This is a genomic window from Streptomyces sp. L2, assembly GCF_004124325.1.
Classification (GTDB): Bacteria; Actinomycetota; Actinomycetes; order Streptomycetales; family Streptomycetaceae; genus Streptomyces.
The window spans coordinates 4578557-4595941 of the sequence record NZ_QBDT01000001.1; the positions used below are offsets into that span (position 1 = coordinate 4578557).

Below are 17385 nucleotides of genomic sequence, written 5' to 3' on the forward strand. Positions count from 1 at the left end.
CATGGACCTGCGTGACGGCATCGGCATCCGGGCGGTGACGACCTGGCTGCCGCACGAGCGGTCCACCGCGGCCGACGCCCTCGCCGAGGGCCTGCTCTCCCCGGACGACCTGGCCAAGCTCGGCACCCGCGAGCTGCCCGTCTCCGGACTCGCCCCGCCCGAGATGGCGGTGCGCGCGGCCCGGCAGACCCTGGGCGCGGCCGGCGCCGACGCCGACGGGATCGACGTATTGGTGCACTCCTGGCTCTATCACCAGGGCCACGACTTCTGGTCGCCGCCGCACCACATCGCCGACCGGCTCGGCGCCTGCCGTGCGGTGCCCTTCGGGGTGCAGCAGATGTGCAACGGCGGCGCCCTGGCCCTGCAGACCGCGGCCGCCTGGCTGCTCGCCGGGAAGGGTGGGGAACAGGCCCTCGTCACCACCGCCGACCGGTTCGCCGAGCCCGCGTTCCGACGCTGGAACGGCGACTACGGCGTGGTCTACGGCGACGCCGCCACCGCCGTCCTGCTGCACCGCGAGCCGCGCCCGGACGACGCCCTGCACCTGCGGGCGCTGGCCACGGCCGCCGCACCGGACCTGGAGACCGTGCACCGCGGTGAGGACGAGTTCAGCCCCGCGCCGCTGACGCACACGCCGTACGTGGACGTGCGCCGGACCAAGAAGGCCTTCCTCGCGGAGCACGGCCCCGACCGGCTCACCGAGGCCACCCTGCGGTCGGTGCGCTCACTGGTGCGGCGCGTGCTGGACGCGGCCGGACTGGCCCCGGGCGACCCGCGGCTGCGGTACGTCGCACTGCCCCGGCTCGGCCAGACCGCCCTCGACACCGCCTACCGCCCCGCCCTCACCGACGTGGCGCACGCCGACACCCTCGACCTGGCCCCCGACACCGGCCACCTGGGGACCGGCGACGGCGCCGCCAACCTGGCCACCCTCGCCGAGGGCCGGCTCCTCGACCCCGGCCGCTACGCCCTGGTGATCAGCGGCGGCGGCGGCTTCACCTGGTCAGCCCTGCTGGTCCAGGCCCCGCCCCGGCCGGCCGGACCCGCCGACTCCGCAACAGCTGACCCGACCACCACCGCCGACACGACAAGGACGCAACCGATGCACGAGCACACCGGACACGGCCGCCAGGAGGGCCGCCGTGGATAGGCCGACCGCCGGCAGGGCCGCCGTCATCGCCGGGCTCGGGGCCTACGTTCCCGAACGCGTCGTCACCAACGACATGCTGGCCGAGCACCTGGACACCTCCGACGAGTGGATCCGGACCCGGACCGGCATCTCCACCCGGCACGTGGTGGAGCCCGGCACCGCCACCTCCGACCTGGCCGTCGAGGCGGGCGCGCGGGCGCTGAAGTCGGCCGGCGGCCTCACCCCGGACGTGCTGGTGCTGGCCACGACGACACCGGACCGGCCGTGCCCCGGCACCGCCCCGGACGTCGCCGCCCGGCTCGGCCTCGGCCGCATCCCCGCCTTCGACGTCTCCGCCGTGTGCACCGGCTTCCTCTACGCCCTCGCCACCGGCGCCGGTTTTATCGCCTCCGGGCTGGCCGAACGCGTCCTGGTGGTGGCCGCCGAGGCGTTCACCACCATCCTGAACCCGGCCGACCGCACCACCAGCGTCATCTTCGGCGACGGCGCCGGAGCGGTGCTGCTGCGGGCCGGGGACCCGGCCGAGCCGGGCGCCGTCAAGGCGCTCGACCTCGGCAGCGACGGCACGGGCCGGGACCTGATCACCGTCCCGGCCGGCGGCTCCGCGCAACGCTCCACCGGGCTCCCGGCCAAGCCGGCGGACACGTACTTCCAGATGGACGGCAAGCCGGTGTTCATGAACGCCGTCCTGCACATGACGGCCTCGTCGAAGAAGGTCCTTGACGAGATCGGCTGGCAGGTGTCCGACGTGGACGCCTTCGTCGGCCACCAGGCCAACCTGCGCATCCTGCACGCCGTCGCCGACCGGCTCAAGATCCCCCGCGAGAAGGCCGTGGTCAACGTCGACCGCGTCGCCAACACCGCGGGTGCCTCCATCCCGCTCGCCCTCGCCGACGCGGCCGCCGACGGCACGCTGCGGCCCGGCGACCGGGTCCTGATGACCGCCTTCGGCGGCGGGCTCACCTGGGGCTCGACCGCCGTCGAGTGGCCCGGCATCGAGGCCGGCTGACCCCACGACGGCCCGCGGCCTCCTCCCCCCACGAACACCGCCCGCACCGGGCACCGCCCCCTCGGGGCACCGCCAGAACACCCGGCACCACCACCCCACCAGTTGAGGAGATCACCATGAGCGCCACCCACGACCGCGTCGTGTCCATCCTGACCTCGAAGTTCGGCGTCGCGGCCGACCAGCTGCGCGGCGACACCCAGCTCGGCGACCTGCGCTTCGACTCGCTGGCCCTGCTGGAACTCGCCCTCACGATCAGCGAGGAGTTCGGGATATTCGTCGCTCACGACGAGCTCTCGCTGACCCACACGCTGACGGACGCCGTGAAGGTCGTCGAGGAGAAGGGTGTGACGGTCTGATGGCCGCCCTGGACAAGGCCCGCGCACGCACGGACACCCGCGGCCACACACCCCGCTTCGACGTCGCCGTCACCGGACTCGGACTCATCACCCCGGCGGGCATCGGCGTCGAGGCGAACTGGGAGCGCGTCTGCTCCGGCGTCTCGGCCGCCGCGGCCGACCCGACCCTCGGCGGCGGACCGGTCCGGATCTCCTGCCGGGTGCCCGGGTTCGACCCGATGGAGCTGCTCGGCCGGGAGAACGCCTGGCGGCTGGACCGGTTCGTCCAGCTCGCCATGGTCGCCGCCCGGCAGGCCGTCGACGACGCCGGCCTCGACCGCGGCACCTGGGACGGGGCCCGCGTCGGCGTCGTCCTCGGCAACTCCCTCGGCGGCACCGGCACGTTCGAGCAGCAGCACCGCCGCCTGGTGGACCACGGGCCGCAGCGCGTCTCGCCGCTGCTGATCCCTATGTCGATGATGAACATGGTCTCCGGCTACGTCGCCATCGACCTCGGGGCCCGCGGCCCCAACCTGGTCACGGCCACCGCCTGCGCGTCCGGGGCCACCGCCATCGGCATCGCCCGGGAACTGCTGCGCTCGCACGCCTGCGACATCGTCATCGCCGGTGCCAGCGAGTCGGCGCTGTCCCCGACCGTGATGGCCGGGCTCAACCAGATGGGCGCCCTGTCGGGGAGGCAGGACGACCCGCTGCGGGCCTCCCGCCCCTTCGACGCCGACCGGGACGGCTTCGTCGCCGCCGAGGGCGCCGGCGTCCTCGTCCTGGAACGGGTCGAGGACGCCCGGGCCCGTGGCGCCCGGATCCGCGCCAACATCAGCGGATACGGCTCCTCCGCGGACGCCTACCACGCCACCGCGCCCGATCCGTCCGGCGTCGGTGTCTCCCAGGCCGTCAACGCGGCCCTGGACGACGCCGGCCTCGGCGCCTCGGACGTCGCGCACATCAACGCGCACGGCACCTCCACCAAGCTCAACGACGAGACGGAGGCCAAGGTCGTGCACCGGCTGTTCGGCGAGAACCCGGCGGTGACCTCCACCAAGGGCGTCACCGGGCACACCCTCGGCGCGGCCGGCGCGATCGAGGCGGCGTACACGGTGCTGGCGGTCGAACGCGGCACGGTGCCGCCGACGGCCAACCTCACCAAGGCCGACGACGTGGTGCGCATCGACGTCGTACGCGACCGGGCGCGCACGCGGCGGATCGAGGTCGCCACGAGCAACTCGTTCGGCTTCGGCGGCCACAACGCGGTCCTGGTGGTGACCGCGGCCTGACGCTTTGACCACCACCGCCTGAACCGGTCGTGGCGGGCCGGAGAGCACACTCCCGGTCCGCCACGGCCCCCACTGCTCCGCCCCGGATCCTCTCGTCCATTCCCCCGCCAACGGATCCGGGGCGGTCTTTCGTGCGTTCTCCCAGACAGATTCACCGGCCCCCTGCTCACCACGAGGAACCCCATGACACCCACCCCCTCCACCACCCCCTTCGGCCCCGCGGTCGGCCCCGTCGGGCTCGGCTGCATGGGCATGAGCTGGCTCTACCGGGAGGACGAGCGCGACGACACCGCCTCCGCCGCCGTGCTCCACGAGGCACTCGGCCTGGGCGTGAACCTCCTGGACACCGCCGACATCTACGGGGACGGCCACAACGAGGAACTGGTCGGCCGGGCGCTCGCCGGCCGCCGTGAGGAGGCGTTCGTCGCCACCAAGGGCGGCCTCGTCGTGGACGACCTGGCCGGCCGGCGCCTCCACCGCGACGGCTCACCCGCCCATCTGCGTACGGCACTGGAGGCGAGCCTGCGCCGGCTCGGCACCGAGAGCGTCGACCTGTACTACCTGCACCGGCCCGACCCGGACGTGCCCCTGCTGGAGAGCTGGGGCGCGCTCGCCGAACTCGTCGCCGAGGGCAAGGCGCGCCGGATCGGGCTGTCCGAGGTCGGCCCCGAGGAGGCGGCCGCCGCGCACGCCGTGCACCCGGTCGCCGCGATCCAGTCGGAGCTGTCGCTGTGGACGCGGGACGCGCTGGAGAACGGCACGGTGGAGTGGTGCGCGCGCAACGGTGCCGCGTTCGTGCCGTTCGCCCCGCTCGGGCGCGGCTTCCTGACCGGCACCATCACCGGCGCCGACTTCGACGCCACCGACTTCCGCGCGCACAACGGGCGGTTCACCGCCGACGCGGTCGACGCCAACGGGGCCATCGTCGGCCGGGTCCGCGAGGTCGCCGACCGGCACGGGGCGACCTGCGCCCAGGTCGCCCTCGCCTGGACCCTGGCCCAGGGCCCGCACGTCCTGCCGATCCCGGGCACCAAGAAGCCGGCCTACCTGCGCGAGAACGCGGCGGCGGCCGGGCTGACGCTGAGCGCGCAGGACGTACGCCTGCTGAACGGGCTGCCGGCCGCGGTTGGCGCCCGGTACTGATCCGCACGCGCGAGGGGCGGGCCCCGGACCGGTCGACGCCGGTCGGGGCCCGCCCCTTCGCGTGTCTGCAACACCCTTTAGGCGGCCACCGGCACCCGCTCCCCGTCCCGGGCCGGCGCCGGGGCGAGCCGGGTCAGGGCCGCGAGGATCTCGTGGGCGTCGGCCGCCCGGCGGGCCAGGGCTATGTGCTGGTCGGGGCGGACCAGGAGCAGCAGCGGGCCACGGCCGAGCGGACGCGGGCGCGGACGGCCGTACGCGGCGGGGGCCGGGGCCGTGTCGGTCAGGTCCTGCCGAGTGGTGTCCAGGTACCGCACCCCGACGAGGCCGGTGAGCCGCTCGGCGGAGCGGACCGCGCGGGCCGTGGCGGCCGGCAGCGGACGGCCGTCGCTCACGACGAGCAGCGTGTAGCGGTCGTCGTCCAGGGCCGTGCGCAGCGGGCGGCGGCGGGCGGTGCGCGCGTCCCACACCTCGCGGTCCGTGAGCAGGCCCCCGTCGGCGTGGCCCCCGATACGGCGGCGGGGGCCGGTCCGGTCGCCGTAGACCAGGCGCAGGCCCGCCAGCCAGGGTACGTAGGCGAGGTCGGCGATCCGGGCGGCGGAGCCGAGGCGGACGAGCAGGTCGCGCAGCGCCGTCTGGTACGGCTTGCGCACCATCCACAGCTTGGTCTGCACGTCGGCCTGGCGTACGACGGCCTCGGCGACCTGGTGGCGTTCGGCGGCGGCGGTGTCTAGGAGGCCGGGTGCGGCCGCGCCGCGCAGCACGAGGGCGAGCTTCCAGGCGAGGTTGTGGGCGTCGCCGACACCGGTGTTGAGTCCCTGCCCGCCGGCGGGGGAGTGGATGTGGGCGGCGTCGCCGAGGAGGAACACCCGGCCCTCGCGGGTGCGTTCGGCGCGGCGGGCGTGAACGGAGAAGGCGCTGATCCACACCGGGTCGCTCAACGTCAGGCCACCGGGGCCGCGTTCGTCGACCAGGCGCTGCACCTGCTCCAGGGTGATGTGGTCGCGGTCGAGGTCGGCGGGCGCCGAAGTGAACACACGGAACCGGCCGTTGGGGAGTCCACAGGTGACCAGGACGCCCTGGGGGGAGCAGTAGTAGTGGCTGGTGTCGTGTTCGAGTGGGCCCTCCATGTCGATGTCGGCGACGACGAACGTGGCCGGGTACGTCGCCCCGTCGAAGGGGATGCCGAGCAGCTCGCGCACCCGGCTGGAGGCGCCGTCGCAGCCGACCGCGTACGCGAACTCCTCGGTGTGCGAGGCTCCGTCGGGGCCGCGCAGCACGGCCCGTACGCCGGTGTCGTCCTGTTCGACGCCGAGCAGCTCGGTGGACCAGGCGACCGTGCCGCCCGCGTCCGTCAGCGCGTCGTGCAGCAGCGCCTCGACGTCCGGCTGCGGCAGGATGACCGGCTTGGTACGGGGGCGGAAGCGCAGGGTGCCGACGGGGGCGCCGGAGGAGTAGTAGCGGAACGCGTTCAGCGGCATGCCGCGGGCGGCGATGTGCGCGTCACCGCCGAGGCGCCGCAGGATCTCCAGCGTGCGCGGCCACACGAGCAGGGCCTTGCTGAGCGGGGATGCGCCGGCGGCCTTGTCGACGATCCGCACCGGGACACCGCGACGCAGCAGCTCGGTGGCGGTGGTGAGGCCGACCGGGCCGGCGCCGACGACCAGGACGGGCTTGCTGATCTCGGACACGACTGTCTCCTGACATCACTCGAATACCTATCCTGATTTATATCAGTGTTCTGATAGTCGGGCGAGGGTGCGGGCGGGACGGGGACGGGGATGGCAGCAAGCTGCCGCCACCCGGCAGCTTCCTGGCGGCCCGTACGGCCGTCCGGGGCCCCGCCGAGGAGCAGTCTGGACAAGGCCACCCCGCCCACCGGCTGACCCGCAGCCTCGTCGAGTCATCGAAGGGACCACCGACATGAGCACCGCACCCACGGGCACCGACGCCCTGCTGAACCCCGGCGACGCCGTCCCCACCGTCCTGGTCATGGGCACGGGCCGCCGCCAGTTCCGTGAGTACGCCCTGGCCGCCCTGGCCGAGCGGGCGCTGCTCGTCGCCGTGGACCTCCAGGTCCCCAGCTGGCAGTCCCGCTACGTCGAGGACTTCGCCACCACCACGCCGGCCGTCACCGCGCAGCTCGCGGCCGGCCGGGACCTCGCCCGCCAGTACCCCGTGGACGGCGTCGTCTGCCTCGACGAGCGGTTCGCCGAGGCCGCCGCCGTCCTCGCCGAGGACCTGGCGCTGCCCGGCCCCGGCTCCGCCCTGGTGCGCACCGCCCAGGACCGGCTGCGGGTGCGCGAACTGCTCAACGCGGCCGGCGTCGGCGTCGTCCGCGCCCGCCCGGCGACCGGCGTGCGGGCCGCCGAGGAGGCCGCCGCCGAGCTGGGCCTGCCCGTCACCGTCCGCGCCCGGCACCGCGGCGCGGGCGCCGCCGGCCACCGCGTCGACCGGCTCGACGAGGTCGAGCAGGCCTTCCTCGCCGCCGTCGCCGGCGCCCCGCTCGGCACCGGGGCCGGCGTGACGGGCCGCACCGGTGAGGCCATCGTCGAGGAGTGCCTGGAGGGCCCCGAACTGGTCGTCTGCTCCACGGTGAGCGCGGGCCGGGTGCGGATCTGGTTCACCGCCCGGCGCGACGGCGAGCTGACCGCCGTACGGGAGACCAAGAGCTACGTCGTCGACGCCACCGATCCCCTCGACCCCGAGGTGTCCGACGTGGTGGTCCGGGCGCACCGCGCGCTCGGCATCCTGCACGGCGTGACCCACCTCGACCTGGTGCTGACCGCCGACGGCCCCCGCGTCACCCAGGTCGGCACCTGGGTCCCCGGCGACCTGCTGCCGCTCATCGGCTACATGGCGACCGGCGCCGACCTGCCCACCGCGGCCGTCGAACTCGCCCTCGGCCAGGAGGTCGGCGAGCGCATCCTGCACCGCCGCTCGGCCGGCGTGCGCTTCGTCCGCCCCGTCGACGGCTCCGGCGTGCGCGACGGCGTCCTGCACCACGCCGGCGGCACCGGGCTGACCCGCGTCGTCTCCGAGTCGGAGACGGAACTGTCCGCCCCGGCCGGCGAGCTGACCCCGATCGCCGTCCTGACGGCCACCGCCGCCGACGGCCCCGGCTGCGCGGCGGTCCTGCACGCGGCGACGGAGGCCGCGGCGGCCGTCCCCGCGCCGGCCCAGGGCGCCGTACCGCTCCGAGCGGGCCGATGACTCCCGTGAGGGGGGCCTTGGCGAGCCGCACCCCGCTCGCCTACAGTCAAGATCCACTACTCAACGGTGAGAGCCCTCATGACCGCACGGACCCTGGACATCACCCTCAGCACCGAGGACCCCGACGCCGCCGCACGCGCCGCCCTGAGCGTCGCCCGGCTGATGGCCTACCTGCCCGCGTCCTGCGAGGTCGACTACACGGTGACCGACCACCACCTCGCCCTCACCATCAGCACCCCGGCCCAGCACGCCGACCACCCCACGGTGGAGCAGGCAGTATCCCGCTCCTTGAAGGACCCAGCATTGGGAGCCTGGCGTCGCACCTGAAAACCCGGGCTCCTGCAGCGCCCCGTAAGGGGCGCGGGGAACTGCGCGACCAGCCACGACGGCGCAGCACCTGAAACATGACCTATCGGGGCAGGGCCCCCCTCAGGGGCACGGGGAACTGCGCAAAACCCACAACGCACCCGCACCCGACAACGCACCCCCGCCGCCCCCTACCTCTCCAACACCTCCACCGCCCGCTCCAACAGCCCATGCAACTGCCCCCGCTCCCGAACCCCGAACCCCTCGGCCAACCGCTGCTCCACCCCCTGCACCCGCCCGTCCGCCTTCTTCAGCACCGCCCGCCCCGACCGGCTCAGCCGAGTCACCAGCACCTTGGCGTGAATCTCGGACGGCTCCCGCTCCACCCACCCCTTCTGCTCCAGATTCCCCAGAATCGTGGCCATCGTCTGCGGCGTCACCCCGCACAGCCGCGCCAGCTGCGCCCCCGACAGCCCACTGGACTGGGACAGCCCGAGCAGGGTGGCGTGCTGCGGCACGGTCAGGTCGAACTCCCTGAGCGCCTCGCTCTTGTGCGCGGCCAGCAACTGCTCCGCCCGCTTGATCAGCTGCCCCAGCGACCAGTCCGTCCGGTCCACCGACTTGCCAGTGCTCGCACTCACCACAATCTCCGTATCCCTGTCAGCCCTTTGATTCTTGCGTGACCCATCATGGCACGACGAAAGGCAGAACATGACCCTCCTGGCGGAGAACCCCCCGGTCCGCACCGACCTGGCGCCCACCGACCCGGCCCCCACAGACCTGCTCACCGCCTCGGCACCCCCGGAGTCGACGGCCCCCTCACCCCCCTCACCCCCCTCACCCCCCGCGCCCCCGTCCCCGCCCACCATGGCCGAGCGCCGCGCCGAACTCGCCGAGCTGCGCCGCCGTGTCGCCCGGGGCCCCAGCGCCCGCGCGACCGAGGCGCAGCACGCCAAGGGCAAGCTGACGGCACCCGAGCGCCTCGCCCTCCTCTTCGACGAGGGCACCTTCACGGAGATCGAGCCCCTGCGCCGGCACCGCGCCACCGGTTTCGGCCTGGAGGCGAAAAGGCCGCACACCGACGGTGTCCTGATCGGCTGGGGCAAGGTGTACGGCCGTACCGTCTTCTCCTACGCCCACGACTTCCGGATCTTCGGCGGCGCCCTGGGCGAGGCCCACGCCGCCAAGATCCACAAGGTGATGGATCTCGCGGAGGCGGCGGGCGCGCCCCTGGTGGGCCTGTGCGACGGGGCCGGAGCCCGTATCCAGGAGGGCGTGACGGCCCTCGCAGGCTATGGCGGCATCTTCCAGCGAAACGTCCGCAACTCCGGGGTTATCCCCCAGATCTCGGTGATGCTGGGCCCTTGCGCGGGCGGCGCCGCCTACTCCCCGGCGCTCACCGACTTCGTGTTCATGGTGCGCGGCATCGCCCAGATGTTCATCACCGGCCCCGATGTCGTCCAGGCGGTCACCGGCGAGCGCATCACCCAGGACGCCCTCGGCGGTGCCGACGCCCACGCCACGGTCTCGGGTGTCGCCGGCTTCGCGTACGACACGGAGGAGGAGTGCCTCGACGACGTACGCCACCTGCTGTCCCTGCTCCCGGCCAACAACCGCGAACTGCCCCCGGCCGTCGTCCCGGACGACCTCCCCGACCGCCCCACGGACCGGCTCGCCGACCTGGTCCCGGCCGACCCCAGCCGGGCGTACGACATCCGGCCGGTGATCGAGGAGATCGTCGACGACGGGGATTACTTCGAGGTGCACGAGCGGTGGGCCACCAACGTGGTCTGCGCCCTGGCCCGCCTCGACGGCCACGTCGTCGGCATCGTCGCCAACCAGCCTCTCGCCCAGGCCGGCGTGCTCGACATCCACGCCAGCGAGAAGGCGGCCCGCTTCGTCGCCACGTGCGACGCCTTCAACGTCCCCCTCGTCACCCTGGTCGACGTACCCGGCTTCCTGCCCGGCGTGGACCAGGAGCACGGAGGCATCATCCGGCACGGCGCGAAACTCCTGTACGCCTACTGCAACGCCACCGTGCCCCGCGTCCAGGTCATCCTCCGCAAGGCCTACGGCGGCGCCTACATCGTCATGGACTCCCGCTCCATCGGCTGCGACGTGTCCTTCGCCTGGCCCACCAACGAGATCGCGGTGATGGGCGCGGAGGGCGCCGCGAACGTCGTCTTCCGCCGGGAGATCGCCGCCTCCGACGACCCGGACGCCGAGCGCGCCCGCCTGGTCGAGGCGTACAGGAGCGAGCTGATGCACCCGTACTACGCGGCCGAGCGCGGCCTCGTCGACGACGTCATCGACCCCGCCGAGACCCGCGCGCGCCTCGTCGACGCCCTCGCGGTGCTGCGCGCCAAGCACGCCCCGCTGCCGGGCCGCAAGCACGGGAACCAGCCCCAGTGAGCGCGGTCCCGGCCGGCCGTCCTCTCCTGGACGCCGAAGCCGTCCTCAGGATCGTCCGTGGCCGCCCCGACGCCCATGAACTCGCCGCCCTGACCGCGCTGTTGCTGTCCCGGCCACCCCAGCCGGACCGCGCCCCGCCGCCCCGGAGCCCGGCACCCTGGTCCCGCGCACCCGAGACCGCGCCGGTGTGGCGCCGGCACCCCCGGCCCACCTGGCACAGCCCGTCGTGACCGGACGGCCCCGGCCCCGCCCGATGGGATCATGTGCCCATGGGCAGGGACACGGAGCCGGGAATCGAGACGATCGCCGTACCGCCGGGATGGGTGACCCTGTCGGACCGGCGGACGGACCGCAGGTGGTCCGTCGAGGTCGGGCCGTTCCGCCTCGGACGGTTCCAGGTCACCCAGGCACTGTACGAACAACTCACCGGCGAGCGGCCGGGAAGCGCCCACGGGGACGGGCTGCCCGTCGAGGGCGTCTCCTGGTGGGACGCCGTCCGGTTCTGCAACGCCCTTTCGGAGCGGGCCCGGTTCACACCCGCCTACCGCTTCCCGGCCGGGGACGAGACCGTCGAGTGGGACCGGTCGGCCGACGGCTACCGCCTGCCGACCGAGGCCGAGTGGGAGCACGCCTGCCGCTCCGGCACGACCGGCCCCCGCTACGGCCCGCTCGACGAGATCGCCTGGCACCGCGCCAACTCGCAGGACAGGGTCCACGAGGTGGGCGGCAGACAGCCGAACCCGTGGGGCCTGTACGACATGCTCGGCAACGTCTGGGAGTGGTGCTGGGACCTCTACGACCCCGACGTCTACGGCACCTACCGCGTCCTGCGCGGCGGCGGCTGGTTCGACGAACACTGGAGCTGCCGAGCCTCCGTACGCCGCCGCAGCCACCCCACGTTCCGAGTCGACGACGTGGGCTTCCGCGTCGCCCGGTCGGCTGGGCGCTGACCGCCCGCCGCCGGGAGATCTACACAGGGCTCGGCGCGTCGCGGTCGTCCTCGACGTGGATGACACGCAGTTCGGTGCCGTCCCGGTCGCGCTTGCCGCGCCCGTACATCCCGACGGCTGTCTGCGACCGATCACCGGGCTCGCCGGGTGCGACGTAGGTGAGGACGTCACGATGGTGCCCGGTGACGACCCAGCCCTCGGCCGCGCTGGGCTCGATCACTCCGAAGTCCCCCGCCGGCGACCCCACACGCACCGGTCCGAACGCCGTACGTCGACGAGCATCTCGGTGTCCATGGCGATCATCCTGCCCCAAGGCACTGACAGCGCCCCGGGAGTCGGGACCACGGTTCACAGCCAGCCTCGCTCCTTGGCGATGACCGCTGCCTGGAAGCGGTTGGAGGCGCCGAGGCGGGTCATGAGGTCGGCGACGTAGCGGCGGAAGGTGCGCAGGGAGACGCCCATGCGGCGGGCGCCGACCTCGTCCTTCTCCACCTCGCACAGCACGCGCAGCACCTCGCGTTCGGCCTCGCTCAGCGTCTCCTGCGCGGCGCCGGCCCCGCTCACGCAGCGGGCGCCCGCCCAGACCTGTTCGAAGAGGTTCACCATGCCCTGGACGACCCCGGCCTGCCGTACGACGAGGGCGCCGCGGGCGCTGTCGGCGGGGTCGACGGGGAGGACGGCGAGACTGCCGTCGTAGATGATGAGGCGTTCCACGGACTGGTCGGTGTAGCGGACCTGCGCGCCCTGGGCCACGATCTCGCGCAGGTAGGCCAGGGTCAGCGGGTCCTCCACGGCCTCCCGGCTGACGATCGTGCGCAGGGTCAGCCCGCGCCGCAGGCAGCGCAGGTCCAGCGGGCGGCACGCGGCGATCATCTCCGGCTCGAACGCGCCGCCCGGCTGCAGGCCCAGCACCTCGTTGTGGGCGAAGAAGGCCAGGTCGTCCAGGCGTTCACGGATCTCCCGCAGGCCGGTCAGCCGCTCGATGTCCAGCGGGGTGTCCCGGGCGCTGCCCTGCCGGAAGCTCTCGGCGAGGGCACTGATGCTGCCCCGGGCGGAGGAGACGCGGCGCAGTTCGTCGTTCAGCTCGGCGAACCGCTGCTCGACGAGCCGTTCGATGCCGATGACCGGATCGACCGCCTTGAGCGAGCCGTCCTCGTCGGCGCGCAGCAGCCCGAACTCCGTCAGCCGGCCCAGGACGGCCTGTGCCTGGTCCGGCTCGGTGCCGAGCGCCTCGGCCGTGGACTCGGCGGTGCTGCGCGGATGCTTGAGGCAGCACTCGTAGGCACGTACGTCCTCGGTGCTCAGTCCGAGGCAGGACAGATCCAACATGGCTTCGTTCTCCCCCTGGGGCCGGCCCGTGGGGCGGACCGGACCAGAAATATACGTTCTGGAAGGAATGTTTTGACGCCGCGTCGTGATGCGGTGCGCCGTGCTCCGGTGGCGCGTGCGGTGGGGGGTGCGGTGGCGTGCGGGTGCGGGCGGAGTCAGGTGCGGGCGGACTCGGGTGCGGTATACGTGGCGACGGGCCGCCGCTCGGGGTGCAGGACGTCGCGCAGGGTGTTCCAGATCTTCTCCAGCCACTCCACCGGGCTGATGCCGGCCGCCGAGAGGGTGGCGGACTGCACGGCGGAGACGAGGGCGAGCAGCACTTCCACGACATCCGAGGCGGGGCAGCAGGGGTTGATCTCTCCCTCGCGCCGGGCCAGTTCGACCAGGTCGGTCATGTGGCCCTGGATGTCCAGCAGCAGGTTCTCCTGTCGGTCGCCCGCCAGTAGCCGCTCCTCCACGAGCCGGAACGCCGCCCGCAGCCGGATGCCCTCGTGCAGTTCCCGGGCCAGGGTGCGGACGACCGTGCCGAGCCGGGTCATCGGTGAGTCCCCGGAGGCCTCGGCCTTCGCCGCCGCCGACTGCCAGAACTCCCGCCCGGACTCGACCAGCGCGTCGGCGAGGTCGTCCTTCGACGAGAAGTGGCCGTACAGCGCGCCCTTCGTCATGCCGATGCGGTCGGCGACCGCGTTCATCGTCGTGTGGGCGTAACCGTGCGCCGCGAACTCCAGCGCGGCGGCGTCCAGCACGTGCTGCCGGGTGCGACGGGCGCGCTCCTGCTTCACGACTTTGGCCATGGCCCACCTTCTGTCATCGTCCAGGCTGTGCCCACAAAGATACCATCCCGAAGGAATGTTTCTAAGCCCTGCGGCTGGTCCGGAGAGCACGGGTTCCGGCCGGTTCCGCGGGCCCGCCTCCTCCCTCCCGTCGGCGTGGGGCGGGGAGGGGAGGGGGAGGCGGGCCGGTGTCCGTCAGCGGTGCGGACCGCCGATGTGGTGCGGACCGCCCAAGTGGTGCGGACCGCCGGCGCGCGGCAACGGGCCCGGGGCGTACGGCAGTACGTCCCACCCCTCGTCCCGCGCCCGCCGGGCCAGCTCCGGGTCACGCGCGACGACCGCCGGGTGCCCGACCGAGCGCAGCATGGGCAGGTCGCTCACGTGGTCGCCGTAGGCGTGGCAGCCGGTGGGGTCCATGCCCCACGCGGTGAGCACGCGCCGCACGGCGAGCGCCTTGGCCGGTCCGATCAGCGGGGCGTCCACCTCACCGGTGAGGACGCCGCCGACGACCGTCTGCCGGGCGCACAGCACCAGGTCGGCCCCGAAGTCCCGGGCCGGACCGGCCAGCAGGGCCCCCGCCGAGCCCGACACCAGGACCACGGCGTCGCCGCGCCCCCGGTGCCGGCGCAGGGCCGTCACGGTGGCGGGCACGGCCGTCCGCGCACCGCTCCGCGCGCGGGCGTACCACTCGTCGGCCACCTCCTCGAACCGGGCGAGCGGAACCCCGGCGAACAGCCGGTAGTACGCCCGGTTCGCCTCGGCACGCGGTAACCCGTCCCGCATCCGGTGCAGCAACGCCCGGAACTCGTCGGCGCGTTGGCTTCCCTCCGGTGTCCGCTCCCACAGGGCCCAGAAGCCGACCAGCGACTTCACGCCGAGCAAGGTCTCGTCCACGTCGAAGAAGGCGGCCCGCCGGGCACCGGCGGGCGCCGGCGGAAGCGCGTCGGAGTCCGGGGAGTCGGGGGCAGGCGTGTGAGCCCCGACTCCGGCGGCAGGCGCGGTGGCTGTGCCGTTCACGCGCGCTCCCCGGCCGGTCCGGAGTGAGGGTGCGGGGTGGTCGCCCCAGCCGGCGCGGTCGTCCCGGTCATCCCGGTCGGGGTGGTCGTCCCGGTCCGCGCGAGCCCCGGCGTCTCCGCCAGGACCGCTCGCGTGTACGTCGCCGACGCCGCCTCGAAGTCGAGGGTCGCGTGGCTCGCCGCCGCCGTCACATCGCGCCAGCGCCGCTGGAGCGGGTGGTCCTCGGACTGGACCGCCGTACCGGACGCCGCCAGCAGGCGGTCCACGGCGGAACGGCACAGGCGGATCGCGGTCGCGCCGTCCCGGATGTTCTCGGCCACCGCGAGCGGCGCCGGATGCCCCCGGTCGGCCCGCCAGGCGGCCTTCTCCAGCAGCAGGTCGGCCATGTGGACGTCCGCTCCCGCACACGTCAACACGTCTTGCACGGAAGCGAGTTCATGCCGGGGGCGGCCGTCGGGCAGCGGTCGGCCGGCGAGGTCCGCGGTGAAGTCGCGCAGCGCGCCGCGGGCCGCGCCGAGCGCCGGGGCGACGAACTGGAGCGCGGCCACCATCGCGGCCGGCACCCGGTGGCAGCGCTCCGGGCCGGTCGGCCGGCCCAGGTCGGCCAGGGTGAAGGTGCGGTGCGCCGGGACGAACACCCCTTCCACGCCGACGCTGTTGCTACCGGTGCCGCGCAGCCCGAGCGTGCGCCACGTGTCGTACACCGTGCACCGCTCGCGCGGCACCGCGAACACCCGGTGCTCCCGGCCGCCCTCGGCGCCGGTCGAGCAGGCGAGCAGGACCCAGTCGGCGTGGTCGACGCCGCTCGCGTACCGCCAGCGGCCGGTCAGCCGCCAGCCGCCCGGCACGTCGGCCGCCTCGCCGGACGGCGGGAAGATCGCGGCCGCGACCAGCACGTCGGGGCCCGCGCCCCACAGGTCCGCCTGCCCTTCCTCGGGCAGGTAGGAGGCGAGCCGGCCGTGTGCGGCGTACAGGGCGGCGCACCAGGCCGTCGCCGCGCACTCCTCGCCGACGGCGGCCGTGGCGGCCAGCGCCGTGGCGAACGTGCCCGCGCTGCCGCCCCGGCGCCGGGGCACGAAGTGCCGGGCGAAGCCGGACTGACGTATGGACTCGGCGAGTTCGGGCGTCAGCCGGCGGCTCTCGTCGAGCGTGGGCGCGCTCGTGCGGGCCAGTTCACGCAGGGCGGCGAGACCGCCCGGCAGGTCCATCGGGGTCCGGGGCGCGGCCGGACCGGCGCCCCACGGGGCGCGCGGCTGCGGCACCCGCGCCTGCAACCGGACCGGCTGAACCTGCGGCCGGGGATGGTCCGCCGGGCGTCTCTCCTCCATCCAGGTCGTCACGCCGCACCGCCCGCGGACGTGAGGGTGCGGGGCCGGTGTCCGGAGACGGGCAGGGCCCGGCCGGTCAGGCGGCCGGTCGCCAGCGAGCGGCCGTCCTGCGTGGCGGCCACCTCGAACGCGCGCTCCCCGTCAGCGGTCTCGGCACCGCCGGCCCGCGTGGCGTCCACCGTGGCCGGCGCGTCGAGTTCGGCGAAGCTGTGGAAGGCGAGAAGGCCGGAGGTCAGCGCCCACAGCCGGGGTGCCGGGTCCGGCGCCCCCTGCCGGCTGCTGGCCAGCGCGGTCGCCTGCCGGAACGCCTCGACCAGGGCCATGCCCGGGACGTGGTCCAGCGCGTGGTCGAAGAAGACCAGGTGCGAGTCGTCCAGCTGCAACTGCCAGCGGTCGCCGTCTCCCGGCGGCGCGGCCAGCAGGACGTTCGCCTCGTGCCTGCGCCCGACGGCCGCCGGGAGCACCGGCACCGCCGACGGGGCCAGGGTGCTCCGGTCGGCGCCGGTCCCCGACATCACCGGCGCCCCACCGCGCCGCCTGCGCAGCGTGTCGTAGCGACGGCGGTCCACGGCCTGCCAGGTCAGCGTGGCCGTACCGCGCCGGACGCCGCCGATGGAGACGACCGCCTCCAGCGAGGCCGCTAGCCGGCGCGCGTCCCGCGCCTGGACGTCGACGCTGACGTCCAGGGTCACGGCGAGCGGGGCGGCGCTGGGCCGCGGCGGCTGCGGGTCGTCGATGACGAAGCCGGTGTCGATCAGGATGAACTGGTTGCCGTGCGGGACACCGTAGAAGCGGTGGGAGAGGTAGATGCTGATCTGGCGTACCGTCTCGATCCACAGCAGCGGGTCACCGCAGCCGTCCGCGCCCGGCTGGAAGAACACGTGGTCGCGGGGCCACTGGGCCGCGACGGCGAACCGGTCCCGGTCGCGGTCGCGGGCGAGTACGTCGGTGAGGAAGACCTCGGCGACGGCCTGCTTGTGGACCAGGTTCCTGGGTACACAGCTGTCGAAGGACAACTCCCGGTCAGGGCCTTGGAGTTCGTTCTCGCCGAGTGCGTCGGCCGCGACGGGCGCGGCCGGTATGCCGGCGAGCTGTATCGGCTGGTGCGTTGCGTGCATGTTTACGTCCCCC

General features: G+C 74.2%; 18 protein-coding genes. 10 read left to right on the forward strand and 8 right to left on the reverse strand.

Annotated elements, in window-relative coordinates; translation table 11 throughout:
* Position 1 precedes the first annotated feature (1 nt).
* The 5 genes from DBP14_RS20460 (at position 2) to DBP14_RS20480 (ending at position 4929) form a co-directional block, all read left to right on the forward strand.
* Positions 2-1150, forward strand: a complete 1149-nt coding sequence (locus DBP14_RS20460; protein WP_129308608.1) for a ketoacyl-ACP synthase III family protein — start codon at positions 2-4, stop codon at positions 1148-1150.
* The gene (locus DBP14_RS20465; RefSeq protein ID WP_129308609.1) at positions 1143-2159 is read left to right on the forward strand and encodes a beta-ketoacyl-ACP synthase III; all 1017 of its coding nucleotides are present in this window, start codon (positions 1143-1145) and stop codon (positions 2157-2159) included. The genes DBP14_RS20460 and DBP14_RS20465 overlap by 8 nt, the downstream gene beginning before the upstream one ends.
* A 116-nt stretch (positions 2160-2275) precedes the next feature.
* Entirely contained in the window at positions 2276-2515 is a 240-nt protein-coding gene (locus DBP14_RS20470; protein ID WP_129308610.1) for a phosphopantetheine-binding protein, read from the forward strand.
* On the forward strand, positions 2515-3786 hold the full coding sequence (locus tag DBP14_RS20475) for a beta-ketoacyl-[acyl-carrier-protein] synthase family protein (RefSeq protein ID WP_129308611.1): 1272 nt from the start codon (positions 2515-2517) through the stop codon (positions 3784-3786). The genes DBP14_RS20470 and DBP14_RS20475 overlap by 1 nt, the downstream gene beginning before the upstream one ends.
* A 183-nt stretch (positions 3787-3969) precedes the next feature.
* Positions 3970-4929, forward strand: a complete 960-nt coding sequence (locus tag DBP14_RS20480) for an aldo/keto reductase (protein ID WP_129308612.1) — start codon at positions 3970-3972, stop codon at positions 4927-4929.
* Positions 4930-5006: 77 nt separating this feature from the next.
* On the opposite strand, the gene DBP14_RS20485 is transcribed toward DBP14_RS20480, so the two are convergent.
* On the reverse strand, positions 5007-6617 hold the full coding sequence (locus DBP14_RS20485; RefSeq protein WP_129308613.1) for an FAD-dependent monooxygenase: 1611 nt from the start codon (positions 6615-6617) through the stop codon (positions 5007-5009).
* A 232-nt stretch (positions 6618-6849) separates the two neighbouring features.
* Here DBP14_RS20485 and DBP14_RS20490 point away from each other — a divergent pair, with 232 nt between their 5' ends.
* Together DBP14_RS20490 and DBP14_RS20495 are read left to right on the forward strand one after the other, a co-directional pair.
* A complete protein-coding gene (locus tag DBP14_RS20490) occupies positions 6850-8139 on the forward strand; it encodes a hypothetical protein (RefSeq protein WP_129308614.1) in 1290 nt (429 codons plus the stop codon).
* Positions 8140-8217: 78 nt separating this feature from the next.
* Positions 8218-8466: a hypothetical protein gene (locus DBP14_RS20495; RefSeq protein WP_129308615.1), complete on the forward strand. Its 249-nt coding sequence runs from the start codon at positions 8218-8220 to the stop codon at positions 8464-8466.
* Between the two features lie 170 nt (positions 8467-8636).
* Here the strand turns inward: DBP14_RS20495 and DBP14_RS20500 are convergent, their stop codons facing one another.
* Positions 8637-9086 (reverse strand): MarR family transcriptional regulator, encoded by a 450-nt coding sequence (locus DBP14_RS20500; protein WP_241740986.1) that lies wholly within the window; start codon positions 9084-9086, stop codon positions 8637-8639.
* 226 nt (positions 9087-9312) lie between these two features.
* Here DBP14_RS20500 and DBP14_RS20505 point away from each other — a divergent pair, with 226 nt between their 5' ends.
* Genes DBP14_RS20505 through DBP14_RS20515 form a run of 3 tightly spaced genes read left to right on the forward strand, consistent with a single transcriptional unit; the run spans position 9313 to position 11807 of the window.
* The gene (locus tag DBP14_RS20505) at positions 9313-10857 is read left to right on the forward strand and encodes an acyl-CoA carboxylase subunit beta (RefSeq protein WP_129311985.1); all 1545 of its coding nucleotides are present in this window, start codon (positions 9313-9315) and stop codon (positions 10855-10857) included.
* On the forward strand, positions 10854-11087 hold the full coding sequence (locus DBP14_RS20510; RefSeq protein WP_129308617.1) for an acyl-CoA carboxylase epsilon subunit: 234 nt from the start codon (positions 10854-10856) through the stop codon (positions 11085-11087). The genes DBP14_RS20505 and DBP14_RS20510 overlap by 4 nt, the downstream gene beginning before the upstream one ends.
* A gap of 39 nt (positions 11088-11126) precedes the next feature.
* Entirely contained in the window at positions 11127-11807 is a 681-nt protein-coding gene (locus DBP14_RS20515) for an SUMF1/EgtB/PvdO family nonheme iron enzyme (RefSeq protein ID WP_129308618.1), read from the forward strand.
* A gap of 19 nt (positions 11808-11826) precedes the next feature.
* Here DBP14_RS20515 and DBP14_RS20520 read toward each other — a convergent pair whose 3' ends face one another.
* From DBP14_RS20520 to DBP14_RS20545, 6 genes are all read right to left on the reverse strand, one after another.
* Positions 11827-12027 (reverse strand): hypothetical protein, encoded by a 201-nt coding sequence (locus DBP14_RS20520; protein WP_129308619.1) that lies wholly within the window; start codon positions 12025-12027, stop codon positions 11827-11829.
* 128 nt (positions 12028-12155) lie between these two features.
* Positions 12156-13136 (reverse strand): LuxR family transcriptional regulator, encoded by a 981-nt coding sequence (locus tag DBP14_RS20525; protein ID WP_129308620.1) that lies wholly within the window; start codon positions 13134-13136, stop codon positions 12156-12158.
* A 155-nt stretch (positions 13137-13291) separates the two neighbouring features.
* Positions 13292-13930: a TetR/AcrR family transcriptional regulator gene (locus tag DBP14_RS20530; RefSeq protein WP_129308621.1), complete on the reverse strand. Its 639-nt coding sequence runs from the start codon at positions 13928-13930 to the stop codon at positions 13292-13294.
* A gap of 174 nt (positions 13931-14104) precedes the next feature.
* Positions 14105-14926, reverse strand: coding sequence for an HAD-IB family hydrolase (locus tag DBP14_RS20535; protein WP_164992372.1), 822 nt, complete (start codon positions 14924-14926; stop codon positions 14105-14107).
* Positions 14923-16266: an acyl-CoA dehydrogenase family protein gene (locus tag DBP14_RS20540; protein WP_129308623.1), complete on the reverse strand. Its 1344-nt coding sequence runs from the start codon at positions 16264-16266 to the stop codon at positions 14923-14925. The genes DBP14_RS20535 and DBP14_RS20540 overlap by 4 nt, the downstream gene beginning before the upstream one ends.
* Positions 16263-17372 (reverse strand): ScbA/BarX family gamma-butyrolactone biosynthesis protein, encoded by a 1110-nt coding sequence (locus DBP14_RS20545; protein ID WP_164992373.1) that lies wholly within the window; start codon positions 17370-17372, stop codon positions 16263-16265. Before DBP14_RS20545 ends, DBP14_RS20540 begins: the two co-directional genes overlap by 4 nt.
* Positions 17373-17385 lie beyond the last annotated feature (13 nt).